Genomic DNA, 26,202 nt, shown 5'->3' on the forward strand with positions numbered 1-26,202 from the left:
CCGGTCTGACAATACGCGGCTGCGGAAACTGCACCCAGTATAGGCAGCCTGAGCCCATATTGGGTGCGCGCGGTCAAATATCGGACGTTCAAGCTATGGAGCGCTTCAAAGCTGGCTTGGTTTTATCTATTCGGCTACTTTCGGTATCCCCGCTGCAAGGCCCTGGTCAACCCTGTCTGGACTCGGTCGCGGATGGATTTTCGGATTTGTCCGACTACACTTGAAAAATCCAAATCGATCTTGCTACGGACTTCCGGATGGCGACTAAACCGACCAATACCTTGTACAACCACAACTCGACCGCAAAGCCGAGCGTGGTCAGTAAGAATCTGTTATCGGGCGAGGTCAAAGACGAAGATTGTCCCTGGGTCCAGGTCGGTCAGCTTTATCTGTCGGTGACGATAACCGGCGAAAACTCCTGGTTGCCGCTGGTCGCGTTGTTGCGCTCCCAAGGCCACAAGAATTTCAAGGTGTGTTCCGGACGCCACGGCGACATCCCGAATATCGTCGATAGAAAGGGTATGACGCTGAATGTGTTCGACAACAAGCACATTGCAGAAGACAAAGCCATCAAGGCCAGAGCCCTGAAAGAGTTCACCGACATTACCATCGAAATCATCGATACCCAGCAAAGCAAAACCGACCAGATTAAATGGTTGCAACAAGAAACCCAAAAACACCTGAAATCCAATATCCCGGTGATTTACGCCTGGTGTTATTCGCTGTTCACGATGTGCGAATTCAGCATGCCGGCGGTTGGCGATTCGTTGAAACTCTACGAGAAAGTGGAATACGTCAACGCCCAGAATGCCGAGTTGAACAAAACCATCGCCGAATTGGTGCTGACGTATTTTCCCTGGGTGTTGAAAGGTTAGTCCCGGCGGAAAAGGCTTAAGCCCAAACCCGTTTGCCGCATCGCCAAGTTTTGACGGCCGGTTTTGCGTTTCGATTGGCGCTCAAATTATTGTTTGATTAAGATTAAGTCTTGAAACCCGGGCTCGAGGAACACCTATGGCTACCTTATTCTGGCTACAAACCGGCGCCTGCGGCGGTGAATCTTTAACTATTCTGTCGGCAGAGGCGCCAAGTTTGGAGCACTTGCTGTCAGACTGCGGCATCGACATGCTTTGGCATCCCTCGCTGTCCCATCAGCCGATGCGCCAGCACGACGAGCTCTATCGGAGCATCGTCGTCGGTGAGCAAGCGCTGGATATTTTATGCGTGGAAGGCAGCATCGTCACAGCCCCGCGCGGCACCGGCTTGTACGACAGTTACCGCGGCACGGCGAAAATGGACATGGTGCGCGAGTTGGCGCAGCGGGCCGGGGTTGTGGTGGCGATGGGAACCTGCGCCGCGTTTGGCGGCGTCCATGCCGCCGCGCCCAATCCCGGCGACTGCGTCGGCCTGCAGTTCGACCGCGACCGGCCGGGCGGTTTGCTGCCGCCGGAATGGCGGTCGCGACGCGGCCTGCCGGTCGTCAATGTCGCCGGATGTCCGGCGCATCCGCACACGATGACGCAGACCCTGGCCGGCTTGGCGGCCGGCTGGTCGTTACCGTTGGACGAGTTGAATCGGCCGCAGGCCTTCTTCAATACCGTGGTGCATCAGGGCTGTACCCGTAACGAATACCACGAATACGACATTGAAGAACTGGAGCCGGGCGGTCGCGCCTGTCTGTTTTTCAATCTGGGTTGCCAGGGGCCGATGACGCAGGCGGTATGCAATAGCGATCTGTGGAATGGGGTGAGCAGTAAAACGCGGGCCGGTGTGCCTTGTTTCGGCTGTACCTCGCCGAATTTTCCGCGCGACGCCGATCTGTTCGCCACGCCGAAAGTCGGGGAGATCCCGGTCCAATTGCCGTTGGGGGTCGAGCGTTCCCGCTATATGGCCTATAAGAATCTGGCCCGAGCCGCGGCACCGGCGCGGGTGCGCAACAAAGAAATGGATGTCTGATGGCCAAGATTGAACTGAACCTGAGTTTGAATCGAGTCGAGGGCGATCTGGAAATCGCTGTCGAGTTGGAGGATGGCGTCGTCAGCCAGGCGCGCACGGTTGGCACTCTTTACCGCGGCTTCGAGCAGATCATGTTGGGTCGGGCGCCGCGCGACGGTTTGGTCATCACTCCCCGCGTGTGCGGTATTTGCGGCACGGCGCATCTGTATTCGGCGGTTTTGGCGCTGGAACAGGCCTGGCAGTTGCCGGTGCCGCCCAACGCGGTACGCATCCGCAATCTATGCCTGATCGCGGAAGGCATACAGAACGATCTGCGTCAGACCTTTCTATTCTTTACCCCGGACTTCTGCAACCCCCGCTACATTGACCGGCCTTGGTTTGCCGAGCTGATGGATGCCTTCGAGCCGTTTCGCGGCTCGGTTTACCGGCAGACGCTGGCGCTGAGCCGCAAGGCGGTCGAGATCGTCGCCCAATTCGGCGGGCAATGGCCGCATTCTTCTTACATGTTGCCGGGCGGCGTCACCACTCCGCCAGACCTGCGCCGAATTATTGCCTGCCGGGCGGTATTGGATGAGATTCAGCGTTGGTACGAGCAGACCGTTATCGGCGCTGGCCTCGACGATTGGTTGGCGCTGGACAGTGCCGATGCTTATTTCAGCTGGCTGGAAACCCCGGCCCATGCTGCCAGTGCGCTCGGCTTGCTGAGCCGCAGTGCGCGTGGGCTCGGCTTGCAACGCATGGCGGCCGGCACGCCGCATATGCTGAGTTACGGCGCCTGGTGCGATCCGGAGCAGCCGCAGGACCGGCTGGTGCCGGGAGGGTTTTTCGACGGCGATAGCGGCCAGATTGCGCCGTTGGATCAGCGGATGATTAACGAACATGTGCGACACTCCTGGTTCAAGCCTTACCCGGGCGGATTGCATCCGTCAAACGGCGAAACCATTCCCGATTTCCAACCCAATAGCGACCGCTACACCTGGGCGAAGGCACCGCGTTACGGCGATAGGGCGGTTCAGACCGGACCGTTGGCCGAATTATTGATTGGGGGCGATGCCTTGATCGAGTCTTTGCACGCGTTGGAAGGCGGCAATGCCTGGCTCAGGCAATTCGCCAGGGTACGGCGTATCGCCTACGAACTGGTTTGCGCTCGGCGGATGCTGGACGAATTGAGCGTCGATTTTTCCCAACCGCATATCTTCAACCCGGGCAAGTCGGCCGAGGTCGACGGCGAGGGTTTTGGTCTGATCATGGCCGCGCGTGGTGCCTTGGGGCACTGGGTAAAGATCAAGGATGGTGCGATTGCACGCTATCAAATCGTCACGCCCACCGCGTGGAACGCGTCGCCGCGCGACAGTAACGGCCTGCCGGGCCATTGGGAGCAAAGTTTGGTCGGCGTCGCAGTACAGGATCCGGAGGACCCGATAGAAATCGGCCACATCATTCGTTCTCACGATCCCTGCCTAGTCTGTACCGTGCATATGCTGGATACCGGCAAAAAGCGCCATTTTGCGCCTTGATCAAGCGGGGCTCCGGCGGCGTGCGGCATATTCTGTGTTTCGGAAATCCCCTGCATGGCGACGACGGCTTCGGGCCGGCCGTCTATCGCCGCTTGGCCGAGTTGCCGCAGCCCGGCGATCTGCGCTTGTTCGATGCCGGTACGCCGGGCCTTTCCGCGCTGGTCCTGTTTCAGGATTGCTGCGAAGCGGTGATTGTCGACGCTTCGGCTCCGGCCGGCCAACCCGGCAAGCTGCGTGAATTGCCGGCGTCAGCAATCGCTACGGAACCGACAGCGGTCGGCCACGGCCACGGTGTCGGCTTTCTGTTGCGAGCTCTCGCAGCATTGCCCGAGGCGCCTCCCGCCTTACGCGTCGTTACTGCCGAAGCCGCCAGCGTGGTCTCGTTCCGGCCTGGTTTGTCGGCGCCGGTCGCCCTGGCGGTCGAGCGGACGGTGGACTTGCTACGCGGGTATTTCGAGATCGAATCGACATGACTGAGGCGGAGCTGAAGCAGGAGTTGGAACGGTTACGGACCGAAGTAACCGCTTTAAGGCTGGCCAATGCGGCGTTGGAGCAGCAGATGAGCCAGGATGCCGAGCATACCGACGCGATGTTAAAAGCCTTGGAGTCGCAAAGTAATGCCTTGCGCGAAGCCAATCGGCTATACCGCCACCAAAGCGATTTTATCGAGCGGGTAATGGATAGTACCGGAGCGCTGATGATCGTTCTCGGCCCGGAGGGAAAGGTGCGTCAGATCAACCAGCTCTGCGCCCAGGAATTGGCGGAGTCGGAACAGGTTTTGCATCAAGGCGCGGCCGACGGTTGGCTGCATCCGGCCGAGGTGCAACATTTGCAGGCCGAGCTTGGGCAGGTGCCCTGGCCGATTTACTCGCCGTTGTACGAGATGGTGCGCAGCCGCGGCGTTTATGCCGCGGAACACCGCTTGCGCAGCGGCGACGGAAGTTTTCGCCACTACTGGTTGAAAGGGGTTTTGCTACACAACCCGCAAGGCAAGGAAGAGGGGGCGGTGATTTGCGCCACCGACGTTACCGAATTGAAGCAACAGGAAGAGCGTCTGCGCCGCAGCGAGAGCTTGTTGAAAGAAGCGCAGCACATTGCGCAGCTGGGCCATTGGGAACTCGATTTGGCCAGTGGCCGCTTAGCATGGTCGGAAGAGGTTTTTCCGATTTTCGAAGTGGAACCGGCGGAGCCTCCGCCGAGTTATGAGGCGTTTTTGGCCTTGGTGCATCCGGACGACCGCGAGCAAGTCGACCGGGTTTTTAAAGCATCCGTCGACAACCTGGTGCCCTACGATATCGAGTACCGCTTACGGTTTGGCGACGGCCGCGTCAAATGGGTGCACGTTCGCGCCCAGAATTATTACTCCGCCGAGGGCCGGCCGTTGCGTTCGGTCGGTACCGTGCAGGACATTACCGATCAACAATTGGTCGACGAGCAATTGCGTCTGGCGGCCAGCGTGTTCGATAACAGTCTGAATGCAATTCTGATTACCGATGCCAAGGCCCAGATTCTGAAGATCAACCAAGTCTTCAGTAGCGTTATGGGTTATGCGCCGGAGGAGGTGATCGGTCGCAAGCTGAATGTGCTGAAGTCCGGCCGCCATACCAAGCAGTTTTACCAAAATCTATGGACTTCGTTGCGGCGGGAAGGGAAATGGCAAGGCGAGATTTGGGACAGGCGCAAGGACGGCGCGTTGATCCCGCTGTGGCAGAACATTTCTTCGGTACGCGATAGCGACGGCCGGGTGATTCGTTACATCAGTGTGTTTTACGATCTCAGCGAACAAAAGCAGAACGCGGAACACATCCATTATCTGGCCTATTACGACGCGTTGACCGATTTACCCAACCGCCAGTTTTTTCGCGAGCGTTGCGAACATGGCTTGGCGGTCGCCCGCCGCAGCAAACAATCCCTGGCATTGTTGTTCCTGGATTTGGACCGATTCAAACACGTCAACGACAGCCTGGGGCATCCGGTCGGCGACGAGGTGCTGCGGATGGCCGGCCAGCGTTTGAAGGATAGTTTGCGTCAAGGCGACACCGTGGCGCGTTTGGGCGGCGACGAGTTCATCATTCTGTTGGATAACAATCCCGGCTTGGGCGATACCGAAATTGTCGCCGGCAAGGTGTTGCAGGCGTTGGCGCAACCGTTTTTGGTACAAGGCCATAAGTTGGAAATCGGCACCTCGATCGGCATCAGCCTGTTTCCGGGCCACGGCGATGACTACATCACCTTGGTCAAGCATGCCGATCTGGCCATGTACCAAGCGAAAGAACGCGGGCGCGGCAATTTTCAGTTTTTCGAATCGCATTTGACGGAGCGGGCCAAAGAGCGCTTGTTTCTGGAGGGCGAATTGCGCGATGCCTTGGAACGCGGCGAACTGGAGGTGCACTACCAGCCGCAGTATGCGCTGGCGAACGGCGCGCTGATCGGGGCGGAAGCTTTGGTGCGCTGGCGGCATCGGGAGCGCGGCATGATCCCGCCGGACAAGTTTATCGTCATTGCGGAAGATTCCGATTTAATCGTCCCGATCGGGGAGTTTGTGTTGCGCACAGCCTGCCGCCAAGCCCGGACCTGGATCGAGGGCGGCACTAGCTTCAAGCGGATGGCGGTCAATTTGTCGGGTGCGCAAATCGAACGCAGCGATGTGTTGGAAATGGTGGGCCGGGTGTTGGCGGAAACCGGCTTATCGCCCCACTATCTGGAGCTGGAGATTACCGAGACTTACATCATGCGTCAGGCGCAGCGCAACATCCGGGTCATGGAGGCGTTGCGCGGCTTGGGCGTGGCATTGGCGATCGACGATTTCGGTACCGGCCAGTCTTCGCTGAGTTATTTGAAGCGTTTACCGGTAGACAAATTGAAGATCGATCGCTCCTTCGTGATGGATATCCCCCAGGATGCCAACGACAGCGCGATTACCCGTTCCATATTGGCTTTGGGCCATAGTCTGCGGCTTACGGTGTTGGCGGAAGGGGTGGAAACCGACGAGCAATTGGCGTTTCTAAAGGATTTGGCCTGCGACGAAGTACAAGGCTATTTATTCAGTCCGCCGCTGGACGCCGAGCATTTCAATCGGTTGTTGTATCGGCAGAAGCCGTGACGCGGTGCAAGGCGAGGCCGTTTCGGCAAGGTTGGGGGGCGACAAAAAGAGCCCCCACCTTGAGCAAAAGTGGGGGCCGTCGAGGTTACTTCTTCACAACGAGGAGGCACAACAAAATCAGACGCGCACCGGTTTGGCTGTTTGCAAATTGGCTGTTAGAGACGCGGTACCGAACAGCATGGTGGATAGAATGAATTGTCCGGATACGAAACTTAGAATGCCGGCAACGAAAAACAGGCCGGTGGTGATGTCGCGGTAAAAAGTCGGGGTGTTCATTTTTTTGCTCCTTCGATCGGGGATCGGCGAGTGGCGGCGTTGGGTTAACTTTATGCTTTGTTTTACGGGTTTACAATGGCGCCATAAATTCATTTATTATTTCTTTTAAGTAAATAATTCTGGGATTGCGGATTGGCCGTTTTCGAGTAAGATTGAATAATTTGTAATCGGCATTTGGATGCGGGCCAATTTCAATCCGCACTGAAATGCAAGCAGTCCGTTGTTAGTTATTGGTTTGTCGCTCATGGATCACGAACGAATCGCCGCCCGCATTGAACATGTCTCTATGGCCACCGGCATTGTTGCCGGCTTGTCCGCCGCTGCCGCCGCGGCGGTGCAACCAACCGGACTGAGCGCATTCGGAGTTTGGCTGGGTTTGGTGGACGAGCCGTTGATCGTCACGCTGGCGCCGATCTTCGGTTGGTTGGCGACTGCCGCCGGTACGCTGTCGGGCAGCGCCTACTTCCTCGCGCAATGGCAAAAACGCCGGTTCCGCAAGCAAGCGGCTGCCAAGTCGGCTACAACCGATTTGTCGGCCGTGCCGGCGAAAGACGACACCTAAGCGGTCGACAGTCTCCCGCCCTTGGGGGCAGACGGCATGTTCCGCTCCCTAAGGCCCGCCATCCTTTATAATGCCGGGCCAATTCCGCCTCCGTGCCGCTGCCGATGATAGATACCTTGTACATCGAATCCGCTGTCGAATCTCACCCGCGTGCTCAGGCGATTCGGGAGCGTTTTCCGAAGGCGCGGACCGTGTTTTGCGAGCGCTTCGGCGAAGTGTTCAATCCCAAGGCGCAGAATTTTCGCCTGCAAAAGCAACGCCCGGCACTGATTTTGGCCGAGAAATTCCAGAAATTCGTATTACCGGCGCCTGCCGGCTACGGCATCGGCGGTCAGCGCAATTACTACTTCTCCCACATGCTGAACTGCCTGTACGACTGCCGCTATTGCTTCCTGCAAGGCATGTACCAGTCGGCCAATTACGTGTTATTCGTCAATTACGAGGATTTTCAGGCCCGGATTCGCGAGATTTGCGCCGAGACGCCGGCAGACGACGTGTATTTTTTCTCCGGCTACGATTGCGACAGCCTGGCTTTCGAGCCGGTCACCGGTTTTGCCGAACAGTTCTTGCCGCTGTTCGCCGATGTGCCGAACGCCTGGTTGGAACTGCGCACCAAGAGTACTCAAATCAGAACCTTGCTGAACCGGCAGCCGCTGGCGCGCTGCGTGGTGGCGTTCAGTCTGGCGCCGGACGCCGTGGCCGGCAAAGTCGAAGCCAAGGCGCCTCCCGTCGCCAAACGTATCGAAGCGGCAGCCAAACTGCAGCGGCAGGGCTGGCCGATCGGGTTACGTTTCGATCCGGTGATCTACCAGCACGACTACCGGCAGATTTACCGCGAGCTATTCGAGCAGGTGTTCGCTAAGATCGATCCGTTCAAACTGCATTCGGCCAGCCTGGGGGTGTTTCGCTTGCCTGAGCAGTATTTCAAGAAAATCCACAAGCTGTACCCGGACGAAAAATTGTTTGCCAGCCCGTTTCAAACCGCGGCGGGCATGGTGAGCTACCGGGCCGAGCTGGAGCAGGTCATGATGGCGGACTGCAGCCGGATGCTGCTGGAATACATCCCGCAAGATGCGTTTTTTCCATGCACGCTGTAAAACGCAACGTGCTGGTCACCGGCGCCAGCTCCGGTATCGGCCGGGCGATAGCCCGGCGTTTGTTGGCCCAGGGCCATCGCGTGGTCGGCGTGTCGCGCGATGGCCGGCGATTCCAGACCGAGCATCCCGGTTTTGCCGCGGTGGAGATGGATTTGGCCGAACTGGAACGCTTACCGGCCGCCGCTAGACAAATACAGCAACTGGCGCCGGAACTGGATACGGCGGTGTTTGCCGCCGGCTACGGCCAGTTCGGCGGCTTGGAGCAATTTTCCGCGGCGCAGATCGAACGGCTGATGACGGTCAACTTTACCGCCCAAGCCTGTCTGACCCGTTTGTTGCTACCCAAGCTGAAGCAGCGTCCCTTCGCCAATTTGGTTTACATCGGTTCCGAAGCCGCGTTGAAAGGCAGCCGTAACGGCAGCATTTATTGCGCGAGCAAATTCGCCGTACGCGGTTTCAGCCAGGCTTTGCGCGACGAATGCGGTAAAAGCCCGGTGCGGGTCTCGCTGGTCAACCCCGGCATGGTCGATACCGAATTTTTCGAGTCGTTGGGATTTATGCCCGGCAAGCAGGCCGGCCAAGCGTTGCACGTCGACGACGTGGTCGATGCGGTAATGTATATTTTGCAGGCCGGACCGCACTGCGTGATCGACGAAATCAATCTTAATCCTGCCAGTAAAGTCATCGAATTCAAGAAATAAGCATGTTCGCCAAACTCGTCGTTTATTGCGCGTACTACCTGAAAGCGGCGCACTGGTACAAGTGCAGCAAGGCGTTCTTTTTCGATTTGCTGGAAAATCGGCAAAGCCGGCGCAAAAAGTATTTCGATGCGACGATGATCCTGTTGCTGGTGTCGAGCGTGATCTTTTTGATCTACGACATCGAGCACACCGACAGCAAGATGGGCGGTTATTTCGAGCTGGCGATTCTGATGGTGTTCATCGTCGAATATCTGCTCAGGGGCTGGATTTATTCCGACACCTACAAAATCGTGATCGAAGAATACGAAAAAGCCCTGTACCTGAATCTGCCGTTCAAGCTGTCAGGGATCTACAAAAAACTGGTCGCCAAGGATCTGGAATACGTTACCTCGGTGTTTGCCGTGATCGACGTACTGGCAATTCTACCCAGTTACCGGCCGTTGGACATTTTGCGGATTTTCATTATTTTCCGCTTATTCAAGCTGTTCCGATACTCGGATAGCGCCAAGTTGTTTGCCGACGCGCTGGCCAGCAAGCGTTTCGAATTGACCACACTGTTGATCTTTACCTGCTTTCTGGTCTTCATCGCCAGCGTGTCGATTTACATGTTCGAATACCAGAATAATGCCGGCGTCAACACCTTGTTCGATGCGTTTTATTGGACCGTCGTCACGCTGGCGACCGTCGGTTTCGGCGATATTACCCCGCAGACTACCGGCGGGCGGTGGGTGACGATTTTTCTGATTCTGGCCAGTCTGGGCGTGTTGTCGTTCTTTACCTCGATTCTGATTGCCGCCTTCAGCGAAAAAATGCTGTCGGTTCGGGAAAGCCGCACCTACGCCGAGTTGGCGCATTACGATAACTTCATCATTATTTGCGGTTTCGGTCGGGTGGGGCAGGAAATCGCCCGCCATTTGCACGAAGAACAAAAGAAATTCGTCATCATCGACAAATCGCCGTTCAAGGTGCAGGCCGCAAAATCGCGCGGGTATTTAGCCATCGAAAACGATGCCAGCAATAACGAGGTATTACTGAATGCCGGCATTTGTCACGGGGCGACGGCGATTTTGTGCATTACCGGCGACGATGTGGTCAACGTCTACATCACGCTGACCAGCCGGCATTTGAATAAGGAGTTGCGCATCATTTCCCGCGCCAACCGCCACGATAACGTTAACAAGTTGTATCAGGCCGGCGCCAACCAGGTGATCCGGCCGTTCGAAATCGCCGGGATGTTGGCTGCGGAGTTCGTCGGCCAGCCGGTGGCCTTCGAAGCGATTTCCGGCATTCTGCAAAGCCAGAGCGACATTGTGATGGAGTCGGTGTTGGTTAGCGAGAAATCGCCGTTGGAGGACCAAAATATCGGCCAGCTCGATCTGGAGCAGCGTAAATTAACTTTGCTCGGCGTGATCAGCGCTAATCCGATTCATTTGAAACACAAGAACAAGTACCCGGTGAACCAGCAGCATTTTTATTTCAATCCGGCCCGTCAGTTCATTTTGCGTCGCGGCGACATCCTGGTGCTGTTGGGACGTAAGTACGGCATCGACCACTTTCGCGATCAGGTCGAGCAGCGCCGCCTGTTTGCCAGGAAGTCGATATGAAACAGATCGCCGTGTTCGGCTATAACCGGCTGTCGTTCGAGGCCATCAGCCGCTTGGATAAGGAGTTTTACCGGATCGTGGTGATCGACCACGACCCGGTCAAAGCCGCCTTGGCGCGGGAAAACGGCTTCGAGACCGCCAACATCGATTTCCGTAGCGACGACGATTTACGGCTGGCCGGCGTCGGCGGCCACATCGATACATTGTTCTGCTTTTTTGATACCGATTCGGAAAACGTGTTCCTGACCCTGTCGGCGCGGGCGCTGGACCCGAATCTGAACATCGTCGCCATCGTCGATAGCCCGGAATCGGCCGAGAAGCTGATTGCGGCCGGCGCCAATAAAATTATCGACCCTTATGAAATCTGCGGCCGCAAGATTCACGACATGTTGAAAAGGCCGGATATCACCGAAATTTTCGACCACACCGTGTTCGGCCGCCACGATTTGCATCTGGCCGAAGTGGCGATTCCGGAGCACAGCTTTCTGGAAAACATACATGCCAGTCAACTGGAACTGGGATCGCAATACAACTTACTGCTGATCGGCATCGTCAATAAAAAGGTCAGCGACCGCTTGCACTTCGTCGGTGAGGAAATCGACCGTCGGCTCAACGTCGGCGATATTTTGGTCATTTTGGGCCCGTCTCGGGAAATCAGGGCGTTCAAACAAGACGTCGAAAACGAGTATTGCCATGTTGGTCCCAAATAGGCGACGCGCCGCCGGCTAGCGTTTCTCGGCCAAGCCCAGCCAGCGCGCAAATACGGCCAGTGAAAAGCCCTGGAGCAACACCGACATCACCACGATAAAGCTGACCAGCATGAAAATTTCGCCCGCTTCATTCACACCGGCCGCCAACGGAAATGTCGCCAGCACGATCGGCACCGAGCCGCGCAGGCCGACCCAGGACACCAGCAGTTTTTCCTTGAAGCCGATGTCGGCCCAGCACAGGCTGACGAAGACGCTGACCGGGCGCGCCACGAACATCAGGAACAAGCTGATGGCCACGGCGACGCTGGCCAGGGCCGGCAGCTCGGCGCCGTAAGGCACCGACAGCATGCCCAGTGTCAAAAACATGATGATTTGCATCAGCCAGGCGAAGCTGTCGTGAAAGGCGTTGATGTACTGCTGGTGAATCACCTTGCGGTTACCGGCGACGATGCCGGCCACGTACACCGCCAAAAAACCGTTGCCGTGCGTGAAGGTGGCGACTGCGTACGTCAACAACACCAACGCAATCGAGGCGATGGCATACAGGCCGGCCGAACTCAGACCCAGGCGATTGAGCAGCCAGACCATGAAGCGGCCGGCGGCGTAGCCGATGCCGACGCCTATCGTCAATTGGATCGCCAGAAAGCTGCCGCCCTGCAGAAACGCAGCCTCGCCGCCGGCCGAGTAATTCAGCAGGCTGGCCGTCAGCAATACCGCCATCGGGTCGTTGCTGCTGGATTCCAGTTCCAGCAGCGGTTGCAATTTGCCTTTCAAGGCAATGTGGCTGGAGCGCAGCACCGAAAACACCGCCGCCGCGTCGGTGGACGAGACGATCGCCGCCAGTAACAAGCCCTGTTGCAGGCTGATGCCGTGCACGCCCAGCGAAAAGGTGCTGAACGAGCCCAAAATAAACCAGGCGAAACTGCCCAGCAACAGCATCGTGATCAAGACGCCGAACGTCGACAGACACAGTCCCTGCCACAACACCGGCCGGATGTTGGGCCAATGCGAATCCAGGCCGCCGGTGAATAGAATGAATATCAGCGCGAAATCGCCGATAAACTTGGCAATTTCCGGGCTGCGCAATTCCGGACCGCCGAATTCGCCGATCAGCCAGCCGGTCAACAGAAAGAATAGCAAGGACGGAATGCCGACCTTGGCCGCGAACTTACTGGAAAAAACGCTGATCAACAGCAGGCTGGCTCCAATCAGGCTGGCTAATTCAACTGACGGCATCGGTGGTATCCTGTATTTTGGCTGCGACGCTGGAAAAATGCGGCAATTAAACCGGTGGTTAAAGGTGGTAATGTTATCCGCAATTCCGCTGCGGGGGGGATTTCCCGGCTCGGGCGGAGATGGTTTAGTAAGCGAAGGCTTAACGGTTCGTCTTCAGCCTGGTCCGGCAGCGAACGCTTAAACCGCCCGCTTACCTCAAACTGCGCACCCATCCGGGCGGCGCGAGCGGCGCAACCAAACGGCATTGGGCCTCAGGGTGCCAGTCCGGCAGGCCGTACCTTAACCGATTCGTTCACTTTACTTGGCTAATTTTTGCGTATGAATTTTATAAAACTGAGCCCCCGCATTGCTTTCTTATTGGGTTTTGCGGCTTGCGCCGCGCTGTTGGGCGTCGGCGCGTATTTGCAATTCGTCGAAGAGCTGGAGCCTTGCCCGCTATGCATATCCCAGCGTTTGGCAATCTTGGCGACCGGCGTCGTGTTCTTGCTGGCCGGCCTGCATAATCGCGGCCGTAAGGTTTATGCGGTGGTGAGCGCCGTTGCTGCCTTGAGCGGCGCCAGTGTTTCGGCTCGCCACGTTTGGCTGCAGCATTTGCCGCCGGAAGAGGTGCCGGAATGCAGTCCGGGTCTGGAATACATGTTTCAGCATTTTCCGCTGGCCGATACCGTCAAATTGATGCTGAGCGGTACCGGCGAATGTGCGAAAGTGGATTGGACTCTGTTGGGTTTCAGTATTCCGGCCTGGACCTTGTTGGCGTTTCTGTTGCTGGCGGCCTGGGGTGGATTTCAATTCGTTAACGGCGGCGATCGCCCGGTCAGCGAATGAAGCCGGTGCCGGGTGGCAAGCTTTGCGCGATTGCGTCGTATCGACACAGTCGCTCAACAGGTTATGCACAAAAACGGGGCGCGCCCGCTGTCGACCTATTTCGGTGCCTGTCGACAAATAACACAGATTAGTTTTTCTGGTAACTTGTTGATTTTAATTGGATTAGTTGTCTGGCTGAAATTTGCCCAATTTAAAAAAATTGTAATAAAAACCGACACTAAGCGGCAGGGCTTAAAGCTAATCCACAGAGTTATCCACAGATTTTGTGGGTAACTCGAGTTTTTTCAATGCCGTTAAACACTTAGCGGCGCTATATCAAAAACGCCTCATCAAATATGTCCAACTGTGACGCCTCCAACAAACTAATTTTGAAAGTTGCGGCGCCCGTACCATTAGATCGCATCTTCGATTACTTGCCGCCGGCAGGATATGACGGGGCCGAGTTGCGTCCGGGCAGCAGAGTTCTGGTACCGTTCGGCAGGCGTTCGCAAGTTGGAGTTTTGCTGGCCGTGACGACCGAGTCGGCCGTAGCCGTCGAGCGTCTGAAGCCGGCAATCGCGGTTTTAGATTCGGTGCCGCTGTTGTCCGAGGCCGATATGAAACTGCTGCACTGGGCCGCCCGCTATTACCATCACCCGCTCGGCGAAGTAATGGCCGCCGCGTTTCCGGTCGCACTGCGCCAGGGGCGGCCGGCCGTGTTGGAATTACCATACGGATACGGCCTCAGCCGTTTGGGCCGGCAAACCGATTTGCAGCAACTGCGCCGAGCGCCGAAGCAACTGGCCCTGTTGCAACGCTTGCAGACCGGGCCGTTGCCGGATGCCGCGCTTACCGACGCGCGGGCGGCATTGAAGGCTTTGCTGGATAAAGGCTTGGTCGAGCGCCTGGATTTGACGCCGGCCGCGGCAGATCCGGTCGCCGAGTTGCCGTTGCTTGCCAATCCCGAGCAACAAGCGGCGATAGACAATGTGGTTGGTGGATTGGGGCGGTTTTCGGTTGCAGTACTGGAGGGCGTCACCGGCAGCGGCAAGACCGAAGTCTATATGCAGATCATTGCCAGCGTATTGGCGCAGGGCAAGCAGGTCTTGGTGCTGTTGCCGGAAATCAGCCTGACGCCGCAACTCGAACAACGCTTTCGTCGCCGTTTCGCCGTGGCTATGGTGGCGACCCACTCCAAACTCACCGACAGTCAGCGCTTGCAGGCCTGGTTGAGTATGCAGCAGGGGCGGGCGGCGATCATGCTCGGTACCCGTTCCGCATTGTTCACGCCGTTGCAACGGCCGGGCCTGATCATTCTCGACGAAGAACACGACAGCTCGTTCAAGCAGCAGGAGGGCTTCCGCTTCTCCGCCCGCGACGTGGCCGTGGCCCGCGCCAAAATGCTGAATATTCCGGTATTGCTGGGTTCGGCCACGCCGTCGCTGGAAAGTCTGGCCAACGTCGCCGACGGCCGCTACCGCTTGCTGCATTTGCCGAACCGGGCCGGCGCGGCGGTGGCGCCCAGCTTTCAGTTGCTGGATATCCGCAACAAGCGGCTGCAATCCGGCCTGTCCGAACCGTTGTTGGCGGAAATGCGTACGGCATTGGACGACGGGCAGCAGGTATTGCTGTTTCTGAATCGGCGCGGTTTCGCCCCGGTACAAATCTGCCACGGCTGCGGCTGGGTATCGCGCTGCCGCCGCTGCGACGCCAATCTGGTGATTCATGCCGGCGAGCGACTGTTGCGCTGTCACCATTGCGGCGCCGAGCATCCGCTGATTAAGCTTTGCCCGGCCTGTAACACCGGCGAATTGCAGGCGCTGGGGCTCGGCACCGAACGCATCGAGCAGACGCTGGCCGAAGTGTTTCCGGAACGCAGCGTGGTGCGGCTGGACAAGGACACGACGCAACGCAAAGGCGCACTGGAGGGCTATCTGGAGCAAATCCACGCCGGCCGGGCCGAAATCATCCTCGGCACCCAGATGTTAGCCAAGGGCCACCATTTTCCGGGCGTGACACTTGTGGCGATTCTGGACATCGATAGCGGCCTGTTCAGCATCGACTTTCACGGTGCGGAGCGCCTGGCGCAATTGATCGTGCAGGTGGCCGGCCGGGCCGGGCGGGCCGAGCGGCCGGGCCGGGTGATTTTGCAGACCCGCCAGCCGCAACATCCGCTGTTGAATACATTGTTGAAACAAGGCTATCGAGCCTTTGCCGAGGGTGCATTGCAGGAGCGGCGCCAAGCCGGCTTGCCACCGTTCAGCCACCAGGCCCTGTTGCGGGCGCAAGCGGCCGGCAGCGATGCGCCGCGCCGATTTTTGCAGGCCGTCTGCAGCGCAATCGCCGAGCTGGGTGCCGGCAGTACCCAAGTCTTGGGGCCGGTTGCGGCACCGATGGCAAGGCGCGCCGGCGCCTACCGTTACCAATTGTTGTTGCAAAGTCTGCAGCGCAAAGATTTGCACCGCTTGTTGGACGCTCTGCTACCCAGGCTTTACCAGCTCCCGGACGCAAAAAAAGTCCGTTGGTCTTTGGATGTCGACCCGCTGGACTTGTACTGAGCCGCCGGCAAAATCCGGCTTAAGGGCTACGGTTTTATGTAATAATTTCGCCCCTTTGTGACTGGTTCACAATAAGAACCATGGTTATCTTTGCCGTTCCGGCGTCGAGTCGGAAAAGGTATCCATACCTAATAACTAAAAATATAACAAAGGGGTATTTTCCGATGTGCTGGAGTGGAGAGGCGTCAGGCGTTTTGGCTGCCGCGGGTTTGGCAACCGCCGTTTACGTGGCGTACAAGGGCGAATCCAAGGAGCTGTGGATTCCGTTGACTTATTTTGCATTGATGGAGCTGTTGCAGGCGGCGACATACGTTTATATCGATTTATGCGATAACCCGAACAACCAGGTGTTGACGCTGCTCGGCTATCTGCATATCGCGTTTCAGCCGTTCTTCGTGAATATGGTGGCGATGTACTTTGTGCCGGAAAGCGTCAAGTTAAAGATCAGAACCACAGTATATACCCTGTGCGCGATCAGCTCGTTGGCGATGCTGATCAAAATGTACCCGTTCGCCTGGGCCGGCGATTGCGTACCGGGCACCGAAGGCTTTTGCGGCACCCAGACCTGCTCCGTATCCGGCGCCTGGCACATCGCCTGGCAAATGCCGTTGAACGGGTTGATGTCGCAGCCGGTGGAATGGTTGCTCGGCTTCAACTGGGGCTTGCATGCCTTTGCCTATATCCTGGCGGCGTTTTATTTGCCGATCATTTACGGTTCCTGGCGTTTCGTTGCCTTCCATTATTTGATCGGGCCGTGGATTTCCGACATTACCACCGACGATCCCAACGAGTATTGCGCGGTCTGGTGCCTGTTTTCGATTGCGTTGTGCGTGTCGGTAATCAAGACACCGATCCGCAAACATTTGCACGTCACCAAATGGCCGTTTTATCAACGCGAAGTGGGCGATAGCTTGTAACTCATGGCGATCAGCAAACAGGACATTCTCGACGCCTTTCAATTCCGTCACGCCTGCAAGGAGTTCGACGCCGAACGCAAAATCCCCGGCGCCGATTTCGACTTTATCCTGGAAACGGCCCGGCTGTCGCCGAGTTCGTTCGGGCTGGAGCCGTGGCGGTTTCTGGTGGTGCAAAAGCCGCAATTGCGCGAAACGCTACGCGAATTTACCTGGGGCGGGCAAAAGCAATTGCCCACGGCCAGCCACGTGGTACTGACCCTGGTGCGCAAGAGCCACTTCATGCGTTACGACAGCGCTTATCTGCAATACATGATGCGCGAAGTCCAGCGCTATCCGGAAGATATCATCCAATTGCGTAGCGGCCTGATCGAAAAATTCCAGCGCAGCGATTTCGATCTGCTGGGATCGGAGCGCACGTTGACCGATTGGGCCACCCGCCAAACCTATCTGCCGTTGGCTAACATGATGACGGCGGCGGCGCTAATCGGTATCGACTCCTGTCCGATCGAAGGCTTCGAGCGTGCCGAAGTCGAGCGGATTCTGGCCGAACAGGCCGGTGTCGATCTCGCGCAGTGGGCGGCGGCGTATATGGTGGCTTTCGGTTACCGGAAAAATCCGCCGCCGCGGCCGAAAACCCGGCAAAGCCTGGAGCAAGTGGTTGAATGGCTGGCGTAGTTTGAGCTAGCCGAACGCCTTGCTTTCCCGCTCGGCGGCCAATCCGCGCCGGGCGTTTAACTCCCCTCCAGTGCCACCGATGGCGGCGCACCCGGCAAATCCGCCGGTTCTCCAGTAGCGGCCGGCCGGTATCCGGCCAGCGATGCCGTTGGCATCGGGCTCGGTCGATTTAGTCTAAAATTGCCCCTAGTGACACTCGGCGGGATCTTTGTTGTATGCTCGCTGGCTGTGGTGATCGATAACAATTAATCCAAAAAAGATTTCACCCAGGAGTTAACCATGCCCCGCTTTCTGTTTCTCGCCGTCTGCGCCGCTTGCTTTGGCACGGCCGCTACGGCGCAACCGGTGTCGACCGAAGAGGAGGAGCGGGCGCTGTCGCAGATCTACGGCGGCGAGGAAATGGTCAGTATCGCCTCCGGCTACAAACAGCCGATTTCGCAAGCGCCGTCGATCGCCACGGTGATTACCGCCAACGATATCAAAGCCATCGGCGCCACCGATATCGACGAAGTCCTGGAAACCGTGCCCGGTTTGCATGTGCAGCGCAATACCATCGGTTACAACCCGATCTACACCTTCCGCGGGATTTTCTCGCAGTTCAATCAACAGGTGCTGATGATGGTCAACGGCATCCCGATCACCAATTCCTACACCGGCAGCCGCAGCGAAGTTTGGGGCGGCATGCCGATCCGCGATATCGCCCGGATCGAAGTGGTGCGTGGGCCGGGCTCCGCAGTGTACGGCGCCGACGCCTTCGCCGGGGTAATCAACGTCATCACCAAAACCCGCCAGGACATCGACGGTAGCGAAATCGGCGGCCGCGTCGGCAGTTTCGATAGCTACGACGGTTGGGCCTTGCACGGCGCCGAGTGGGCCGGCTTCGACGTGGCTTTGGCGGTGGAATACCATAATACCGCCGGACAAAATGCGGTGGTCGATGCCGATTTGCAAACCCAGTTCGACCGGCTGTTCGGTACTAGCGCCTCGCTGGCGCCGGGGCCGCTGAGCCTGTCGCGGGAGAACCTGGACGCCCGTATCGATTTGGCGCGCGGCCATTGGCGTTTTCGCGGCGGCCTGCAACACCGCGGCAATTTCGGGGTCGGTTCCGGCGTGGCCCAGGCGCTGGATTCGACGGCCCGCTACGGCAGCGACCGCTGGAACGCCGATATCACCTACCAAAATACTGATATCGAAAATTGGGAATGGACCAGCCAGGCCAGCTATTTCGAAACCAGCCAGGAAATAGAACGCAATCTGACCTTGTTTCCGCCCGGTACCCGGTTGCCGATCGGCCCTAACGGCCAAATCGGCGCCGGTGCCCCGGTCACGTTTCCGAACGGCTATATCGGCAATCCGGAAGTGTGGGAGCGCCACGTCCGAATCAGCCAGATGCTGGCCTACAGCGGTTTTCGCCGGCACCAGATCCGTAGCGGGATCGGCTTCAATTACGACAGCCTGTTCCAGGCCCGCGTCAGTCAGAATTTCGGCATCGATCCGGGTTCGGGGCTGCCGATACCGTCGTTACCGGGCATTCCGCTAATCGACGTGTCCGGGACTGCGTCGACCTTCATTCCGGAAGTGGACCGTAAAATCGCCTACCTGTTTTTTCAGGACCAGTGGAATTTCGCCAACGACTGGACTCTGACCGCCGGCGCCCGCTACGACCGCTATTCCGATTTCGGCAATACCTTCAACCCCAGGGCGGCCTTGATCTGGGAGGCCGATTACGACCTGACCGCAAAATTGATGTACGGTTCGGCCTTTCGGGCGCCGTCGTTCCAGGAAATGTACATCCTGAACAATCCGGCCCAGATCGGCAATCCGCAACTCAAGCCGGAGACCATGGAGAATCTGGAATTGGGCTTCGATTACCGCCCGGCCGACGGTTTACGTCTGGGCCTGAATTTTTTCGGCTACTGGTGGAAAGACATCATCCGCTTCGTGCCGGATAGCAATGCCACCACCGCCACCGCTCAAAACCGCGGTGCGCAACAGGGTTACGGCGGCGAATTCGAAGCGGAATGGCAGGCGGCCGATACCCTGAAATTGGTCGGCAACTACGCCTACCAGCGCAGCCGCGACGAAACCTTGCACCACGATGCCGGTTACGGGCCGCAGCATCAGCTTTATCTTAGGATGAATTGGCAGTTTTTACCCGACTGGAGCTTCAGCCCGCAGGCTAAATGGATCGTCGGCCGCAGCCGCAGTTTCGGCGACAGCCGTGAGCCGGTTGCCGACTACACCTGGGTCGATTTGACCCTGCGCCGGCAAAACTTAGCCAAGCATGTGGAAGTAGCCTTCTCGGTGCGCAATTTATTCGACGTCAGCGCCCGCGAACCGAGTTTGGCCGGCAGTCCGCAGCCCGGCATTCCCAACGACTTGCCGTTGGCGCCGCGCAGTTTCTACGGCGAAATCAGCGTGAAATTTTGAGGCGCCGGCCGCCCCGTCTTCACTGCGAAAGCATAACCCAGGAGTGAATTTGTTCGACCGAATAATGTTACCGATTTGGCTGATGCTGGTTTTGGCGTGCAGCTGTGCGAATGCGTTGGCGCAAGCGCCCGCGGTGGCGATCGTCTACCCGGACGTGCGCGAACCCTACCGTTCGGTGTTTTTGGAAATCGCTCGCGGCATGGAACAGGAGCTGGGCCGGCCGGTTGCCCATTACTTGCTGAGCGAGCGCGATACCTCGCCCGAAAGGCTGATTGCCGACTTGAAGAACGACCGCATTGACGTGGTGGTCACGCTGGGCCGGGCCGGGCTAACCATGGCCAAGGTCCTGGTCGGCGTACTGCCGGTGGTGATCGGCGCCACCGTTGTCCGGCCGGAAGAAGCGCCGCAGGGATTGACCGGTATCAGCCTGACGCCGGCACCGGAAGCGATGTTCGACCAGTTGAAAAAATTGGTACCGAATGTCAAGAAAATTACGGTGATTTACGATCCTCGCCAAACCGCCTGGGAGATTCGGCACGCCGAAAAAGCCGCCCAAGAACGCGGGCTGGTGTTGCAGGCCCAGCCGACTGCCAGTGTGCGCGATGCATCCGACTCTTTCCGCCAGATAGTGGTAGACGTCAAGGATAATTCGATTGCTTTGTGGTTGCCGCGGGAAAATGCGGTATTGGACGAGCAATCGCTGTTTCCGGAAGTGCTACGCGAGGCCTGGGAAAAGAATTTCGTAGTGTTTTCGAGCAACCTGGACCACGTCCGTAAAGGCGCACTGTTCTCCTTATATCCGGACAATTTCGGCATGGGCCGCAGTCTGGCTAGTATGGCGATCCAACAAGCCCAACCGGGCGGCAGACTCGAGCCGGTCAAGTTGCTGCAGGATTTGCTGGTGGCCGTCAACTTACGCACTGCCGAGCACCTGGGTTTACAGTTTTCCAATCAGACGCGGCGCGAGTTCGCGATGGTTTTTCCGACGCCTTAAGCCCGATGCCGCCAAGATTGGGGTTCAGTTTTCGCCGGTCGAGTTTTCTGCAGCAACTGGCAGTAGCCTTTACTTGCGGCCTTTTAGTGGTTTCGTTGTTGTCCTCGTTCGGTATCTCTGAGCTGTCGTACGGCGTGGTCCGCGACAAATGGCTGGCGCAAGGCCGGCAGTCTACGGAAGCCTTCGCCGCCCAAAGCACGGTGGCTCTGCTCTATGCCAGCCGCGAAAATGCCGAAGAACCGGCCAAACGGTTTTTGTCTTCGCCGGATGTCAGGGGTGTGGCGATTTACAACACGGATCGTCAGGCTTTGCTGGAAATGGGCGAGTCGACTTTACCGGCGGGTGACAACGAATCAGTATGGCCCGAGACCTTACAATTGGTGGCGGAAACAGAACGCGCTTGGTATTTTGCTGCGCCGGTCTTTGCCAGACGTGGCGGCGAAACGGCGTCGCCGTTCGAGGCGCAGAGCCCGGCGCAGGAACTGATCGGCTATGTGCGGTTGGCGGTCGGCAAACGCTCGTTGCTGGCCATGAAACGGCAGATTCAATTCGTCACCCTGGCGGTTTCCGCCGCCGCCGCCCTGGTGTCTTTCGTGTTTTTGCTGACCATGGCCCGCCGCCTGACCTTGCCGATCCAGCAATTGGCGAAGCGGATGGGCAAGGCATCTGCCGGCGAGAAGCATGTCAGAGCAAAATTGTCCGGGCCGCGCGATATTACCGACATGGGGGCGGCGTTCAATGCCATGATGCAGGTCTTGGAGACCCGCGAAGAGTTATTGGAGCGCGCACGCGACAAAGCCTTGGAATCGGCCCGCTTGAAAGGCGAATTCGCAGCCAATGTCAGCCACGAGTTGCGGACGCCGTTGAATGCGGTGTTGGGCATGCTGGAGTTGTTGCAAGACATGGGACTGACGCCCAAGCAATTGGAATACTCGACAGTCGCTCGTAACGCCGGCGAGGCGCTGCTGAAATTGATCGAGGACATTCTGGATTTTTCGCGGATCGAGTCCGGCATGTTAAAGCCGCAGTCCAGCGATTTCGTGTTGCAGGAAATCGTGCAGGAGGTGGTTGAACTGATGGCGGCCCAGGCCAGGCGCAAGAACCTGCAGCTGCGCTACGAAATTGCCGACGGTGTGCCGGAACAGCTAACTGGCGAAGCGAGCCGAGTTCGCCAAGTTTTGCTCAATTTGGTCGGTAATGCACTGAAATTCACCGATCAAGGCGAGATCGAAATCGGCGTGGAGGCAGCGTCGGCCGGTGACGCTCAACTGTTGCTGACCTTTAGCGTTACCGATACCGGCATGGGGATTCCGGCAGAGGCGCAAGACCGGATTTTCGACGCTTTCGTGCAAGCCGACGGCTCCACTACCCGCCATTACGAAGGTGCGGGCCTGGGGCTGGCAATTTGCCGACAGCTGGTACAGCTGATGGGCGGGAACATCGGAGTCGACAGCCGGCTTGGCCTTGGGAGTCGGTTTTGGTTTAGTTTACCGTTCCGGGCTCCGGGCGGAAGTGTAATCTTGTCCAATGCGCGGCGGGATTGTTTTGCTCACCTGAACATTCTGGTAGTGACCGATAACGAGCAAACCGGCCGTTTCCTGACGGGCAATCTCGCAGAATGGCAGGTTCGTTACCACCTTAGCGGTTTCGACTGTCATGCGGCCGAACTATTGCAGGTCGGCCGCGACCAGGGTCAAGCCTACCGTTTTGCAGTGGTCGATATGGCAAGCGCTTCGGCACACCAATGGCTGGAGCGGATTGGCGGCGGCTGGGAGGAGACCAGGTTCATCGTGTTGAATCATGCCGCCTCCGTAGAAGGGCTGCCCGATTTACCGTATTTAGCGGCCTGTTTTCCTGGGGAAGTAACGGCGGCCGATCTACATGACTTATTGACTGCCGATTGTTCGCAGGTCCTAACCGGCGGTGAAGAAGCGCAAGCAGCCTTCGACAGATCGGCATTGGCCTTGAACGTCTTAGTGGTGGAGGACAACCGGGCCGGGCAAATGGTGGCGGCCGGCATGCTGGAACGCTTGGGCTGCCGTTACCAAATCGCGGCCTCCGGGGCGGAAGCCTTGGAGAGGGTGGAATCCGCAACGTTCGACGTGGTACTGATGGACTGCCACATGCCCGGCATCGATGGCTTTGAAGCCACGCGCCGTATCCGGGCGTTACCGGGGGCGCCGGGTCGGGTGCCGATCATCGCGATGACAGCCAACGCCCTGCGCGGCGACGAAGAGCAGTGCCGTTCCGCCGGCATGGACGATTTCCTTGCTAAACCGATCAAGCTGAAGGCCTTGCGGCAAAAATTGCTTAACCACAGCGAAAATCGGCGGCTGCCGCTGGCCGAGGCAAGCGACGCCGCGGCGGCATCTGCCGGAGCCGAACCTGCGACCCTGGACCGCGAAACCTTGGCACAACTACGGGAGGAAGTCGGCGGCGCATACCCCAAAATGATCCGCTTTTTTGTGGAGGATGCACCGCTGCAGATCGCGCAAATCGGTCAGGCTGTGCGGGACGCGGACTTGGGCCGGTTGCGGGAACTGGCGCACGCCTTGAAAGGCGCTGCCGGTAGTTTGGGCGGGGAAAGACTGGCGGCAACGGCCCGCCAATTGGAATTGGCGGCCGAAAACGGTGCCTTGGCCGCGGGCGCCGAGCGCATGGCCGAGAGCTTGCTGACCGAGTTCCGCGCGCTGGAACGGCTGCTGCTGGCGGAAATCGACGCCGAGCCGACCGGCGAGCAAGCGCTGGCGCAGATCGGGCCGCGGGTGCTGGTGGCCGACGACGACCGGGTTTTGCGCGTGGCTTTGCAGGACATCTTGCAACAGGACGGCTATACCGTCGATGTGGCCGTCACCGGCCGGCAGGCCGTGGCTTTGTGCGCACGGCAAATGGCCGATCTGATTTTGATGGACGCGATGATGCCGGAAATGGACGGATTCGCCGCTTGCAAAGCCATCCGCGCATTACCGCACGGCGCGGAGGTGCCGATTCTGATGATCACTGCGCTGGAGAACGAACATTCGGTCGAATTGGCCTTCTCCACCGGCGCGAACGATTTCATTCCCAAGCCGATTCATTTCACGGTGTTGCGCAAGCGTATCGCCCATTTGCTGAAAGCCAGCCAAAGCCAGCGCAGTTTGAACCGGCTGGCCTACCACGATCCGTTGACCAATCTGCCCAACCGGGTGCAGTTTATGGAACGCTTGAACCGGGTGCTGGCCAAACCGGCGGCGGTGCCGGCCCAGCACGCGGTGCTGTTTCTGGATCTGGACCGGTTCAAACTCACCAACGACACGATGGGCCACGATGTCGGCGACCTGATGCTGAAGGCCGCCGCCGAACGGATACAGGCCTGCGTCCGCCGCGAGGATATGGTGTCGCGCTTCGGCGGCGACGAATTCATCCTGTTGCTGGAGCATATCGGCAATCCGCAGGATGCCGCGGCGGTGGCGCAAAAAATCTGTAACGCCATCGCCAAGCCGTTCGGGTTGATGGGGCAGGAGTTTTATATCAGCTCCAGTATCGGCATTTCCTTGTCCCCTTACGATGGCAAGGACAGCGGCCTGCTGGTTAAGCACGCCGACACCGCGATGTACCGGGCCAAGGAGCAGGGCAATACCTTTTGCTTCTACGAACAGAGCATGGAGTTTGCGGTTTCCAGCAAATTGCGCCTGGAAAGCGATTTGCGCCGGGCCTTGCAGCGCCGCGAATTCTTTCTGCATTACCAGCCGCAGATCGATTTGGACTCCGGCCGCGTCATAGGCGCCGAGGCCTTGATTCGTTGGCGGCATCCGGAGCTGGGTATGATATCCCCCGACCAGTTTATTCCGGTGGCGGAGGAGATTGGCTTGATCGAAGAGATCGGCGCCTGGGTGCTGCGCGAGGCTTGCCGGCAGAACCGGCAGTGGCAACAAAGCGGCCATCCGCCGTTCGTGGTCGCGGTCAACGTCTCGGCCAAGCAGTTGGACCGAGGCGACTTTGCCGAACAAGTGATCGCGATTTTGCGCGAATCCGGGCTGGCGGCCGAGTATCTGGAATTGGAATTGACCGAAAGCCTGTTCATCCGCCATCCGGAACAAAAGCGTGAAATTCTGGCGCGGTTGAAGGCCGCGGGGATGCAGATATCCATAGACGATTTCGGCACCGGCTATTCCAGTTTGAACCAACTGAAACAGTTTGTATTCGACAAACTGAAGATCGACAAATCCTTTGTCGCCAACATCATGCACGACGACGATGCCGCGGCGATCGTGCGAGTGATCATTTCGATCGCCGGGATTTTAAAATTCGAGGTTATCGCCGAGGGTGTGGAAACTGCCGAACAGGCAAAGTATTTGCAGCAAAACCATTGCAAGCAGGCGCAAGGCTATCTGTTCGGTAAACCAATGCCTGCCGACGAGTTTTCGGCGTTGATTGGCAGAACGAGCGACCGGGGTTAATTGAAGCCGCAGCCGGCGCCAAGGTCGTTGAAGGACAAGGCTTGGCGGTTGAGCGGCCGGCGCACGCCGATGAAGCGCTCGCGCCAATACGGCTGGCGCAGGTCGGAGACCATGACCCGGCCGCTGCGGGCGCTCGGCGCATGGACGAATTGTTCGCCGCCGATATAAATGCCGACGTGGGAGTAGGGCCGTTCGGTATTGAAAAACAACAGGTCGCCGGGCAGGCGCTGTTCCGGCGCCACGGCCGGCAGTTGCCGCGCCAACGATTGGGTATCGCGCGGCAGGCGCAAACCTTGGCGGTAGTACACGTAATACACCAGGCCGCTGCAATCGAAACCTTCGCTGGGCGACTCGCCGCCGTAAACATAGGGCGCGCCCTGCAATTGCAGCGCTTCGGCCACGGCCATCCGGTTGCCGCCTTCGGTTTGCGGCAGGTTAATCGGCGGCGGCGCCTTTTCGGTGCTGGCGCAACCGGCCAATTGACCAAGCGCTAGGGCCAGCAGCCACGGGCCGGCGGAACGGCAAATCCGAAAATCCGAACAAGATTTGAACATCGGCAGTATCAACAACGTAGGCGAATCGCGCTTAGTATAGTGGGTCCGGACGCGGTGCGCTCGCCGATTCTG

The 26,202-nt window shown here is 58.2% G+C and carries 20 protein-coding genes; 17 read left to right on the top strand and 3 right to left on the bottom strand.

Going from position 1 to position 26,202, the window contains the following annotated elements; translation table 11 throughout:
- Positions 1-257: 257 nt before the first annotated feature.
- The 5 genes from PL263_RS16450 to PL263_RS16470 all read left to right on the top strand — a co-directional run bounded on the left by PL263_RS16450 (position 258) and on the right by PL263_RS16470 (position 6,573).
- Positions 258-875, top strand: a complete 618-nt coding sequence (locus tag PL263_RS16450) for a hypothetical protein (RefSeq protein ID WP_278210390.1) — start codon at positions 258-260, stop codon at positions 873-875.
- 136 nt (positions 876-1,011) lie between these two features.
- Entirely contained in the window at positions 1,012-1,953 is a 942-nt protein-coding gene (locus PL263_RS16455) for an NADH:ubiquinone oxidoreductase (RefSeq protein WP_278210391.1), read from the top strand.
- Complete coding sequence (locus PL263_RS16460) at positions 1,953-3,470, top strand: nickel-dependent hydrogenase large subunit (protein ID WP_278210393.1); 1,518 nt, start codon at positions 1,953-1,955, stop codon at positions 3,468-3,470. Before PL263_RS16455 ends, PL263_RS16460 begins: the two co-directional genes overlap by 1 nt.
- On the top strand, positions 3,467-3,943 hold the full coding sequence (locus PL263_RS16465) for a hydrogenase maturation protease (protein WP_278210394.1): 477 nt from the start codon (positions 3,467-3,469) through the stop codon (positions 3,941-3,943). Before PL263_RS16460 ends, PL263_RS16465 begins: the two co-directional genes overlap by 4 nt.
- A complete protein-coding gene (locus PL263_RS16470; protein WP_278210396.1) occupies positions 3,940-6,573 on the top strand; it encodes an EAL domain-containing protein in 2,634 nt (877 codons plus the stop codon). The genes PL263_RS16465 and PL263_RS16470 overlap by 4 nt, the downstream gene beginning before the upstream one ends.
- A gap of 117 nt (positions 6,574-6,690) precedes the next feature.
- On the opposite strand, the gene PL263_RS16475 is transcribed toward PL263_RS16470, so the two are convergent.
- Entirely contained in the window at positions 6,691-6,849 is a 159-nt protein-coding gene (locus PL263_RS16475) for a hypothetical protein (RefSeq protein WP_186289590.1), read from the bottom strand.
- Between the two features lie 244 nt (positions 6,850-7,093).
- Between PL263_RS16475 and PL263_RS16480 the strand changes: the two genes are divergently transcribed.
- The 5 genes from PL263_RS16480 to PL263_RS16500 all read left to right on the top strand — a co-directional run bounded on the left by PL263_RS16480 (position 7,094) and on the right by PL263_RS16500 (position 11,523).
- Positions 7,094-7,411, top strand: a complete 318-nt coding sequence (locus PL263_RS16480) for a hypothetical protein (RefSeq protein WP_278210397.1) — start codon at positions 7,094-7,096, stop codon at positions 7,409-7,411.
- A 104-nt stretch (positions 7,412-7,515) separates the two neighbouring features.
- Entirely contained in the window at positions 7,516-8,508 is a 993-nt protein-coding gene (locus PL263_RS16485) for a spore photoproduct lyase family protein (RefSeq protein WP_278210399.1), read from the top strand.
- The gene (locus PL263_RS16490; protein ID WP_278210401.1) at positions 8,496-9,209 is read left to right on the top strand and encodes an SDR family oxidoreductase; all 714 of its coding nucleotides are present in this window, start codon (positions 8,496-8,498) and stop codon (positions 9,207-9,209) included. The genes PL263_RS16485 and PL263_RS16490 overlap by 13 nt, the downstream gene beginning before the upstream one ends.
- Before the next feature lie 2 nt (positions 9,210-9,211).
- The gene (locus PL263_RS16495) at positions 9,212-10,813 is read left to right on the top strand and encodes an NAD-binding protein (RefSeq protein ID WP_278210402.1); all 1,602 of its coding nucleotides are present in this window, start codon (positions 9,212-9,214) and stop codon (positions 10,811-10,813) included.
- Complete coding sequence (locus PL263_RS16500; RefSeq protein WP_278210403.1) at positions 10,810-11,523, top strand: NAD-binding protein; 714 nt, start codon at positions 10,810-10,812, stop codon at positions 11,521-11,523. The genes PL263_RS16495 and PL263_RS16500 overlap by 4 nt, the downstream gene beginning before the upstream one ends.
- Before the next feature lie 15 nt (positions 11,524-11,538).
- Here the strand turns inward: PL263_RS16500 and PL263_RS16505 are convergent, their stop codons facing one another.
- Entirely contained in the window at positions 11,539-12,759 is a 1,221-nt protein-coding gene (locus PL263_RS16505) for a potassium/proton antiporter (RefSeq protein WP_278210404.1), read from the bottom strand.
- A gap of 318 nt (positions 12,760-13,077) precedes the next feature.
- On the opposite strand from PL263_RS16505, the gene PL263_RS16510 reads away from it, so the two are divergent.
- From PL263_RS16510 to PL263_RS16540, 7 genes are all read left to right on the top strand, one after another.
- Positions 13,078-13,584 (top strand): disulfide bond formation protein B, encoded by a 507-nt coding sequence (locus tag PL263_RS16510; RefSeq protein WP_278210406.1) that lies wholly within the window; start codon positions 13,078-13,080, stop codon positions 13,582-13,584.
- A gap of 335 nt (positions 13,585-13,919) precedes the next feature.
- On the top strand, positions 13,920-16,121 hold the full coding sequence (locus tag PL263_RS16515) for a primosomal protein N' (RefSeq protein WP_278210407.1): 2,202 nt from the start codon (positions 13,920-13,922) through the stop codon (positions 16,119-16,121).
- Positions 16,122-16,285: 164 nt separating this feature from the next.
- Entirely contained in the window at positions 16,286-17,038 is a 753-nt protein-coding gene (locus tag PL263_RS16520; protein WP_278210408.1) for a DUF5765 domain-containing protein, read from the top strand.
- Between the two features lie 3 nt (positions 17,039-17,041).
- Positions 17,042-17,713 carry an NAD(P)H-dependent oxidoreductase gene (locus PL263_RS16525; RefSeq protein ID WP_278210410.1) on the top strand — a complete coding sequence of 224 codons (672 nt, stop codon included), beginning with the start codon at positions 17,042-17,044 and terminating at the stop codon, positions 17,711-17,713.
- A gap of 279 nt (positions 17,714-17,992) precedes the next feature.
- The gene (locus PL263_RS16530; RefSeq protein ID WP_278210411.1) at positions 17,993-20,143 is read left to right on the top strand and encodes a TonB-dependent receptor; all 2,151 of its coding nucleotides are present in this window, start codon (positions 17,993-17,995) and stop codon (positions 20,141-20,143) included.
- Positions 20,144-20,207: 64 nt separating this feature from the next.
- The gene (locus PL263_RS16535; protein WP_278210412.1) at positions 20,208-21,137 is read left to right on the top strand and encodes an ABC transporter substrate binding protein; all 930 of its coding nucleotides are present in this window, start codon (positions 20,208-20,210) and stop codon (positions 21,135-21,137) included.
- Positions 21,138-21,142: 5 nt separating this feature from the next.
- Positions 21,143-25,576: an EAL domain-containing protein gene (locus tag PL263_RS16540; protein WP_278210413.1), complete on the top strand. Its 4,434-nt coding sequence runs from the start codon at positions 21,143-21,145 to the stop codon at positions 25,574-25,576.
- Here the strand turns inward: PL263_RS16540 and PL263_RS16545 are convergent.
- On the bottom strand, positions 25,573-26,130 hold the full coding sequence (locus PL263_RS16545; RefSeq protein WP_278210414.1) for a C40 family peptidase: 558 nt from the start codon (positions 26,128-26,130) through the stop codon (positions 25,573-25,575). The genes PL263_RS16540 and PL263_RS16545 overlap by 4 nt on opposite strands.
- Positions 26,131-26,202 lie beyond the last annotated feature (72 nt).

Source organism: Methylomonas sp. EFPC3, assembly GCF_029643245.1.
Lineage (GTDB): Bacteria > Pseudomonadota > Gammaproteobacteria > Methylococcales > Methylomonadaceae > Methylomonas > Methylomonas koyamae_B.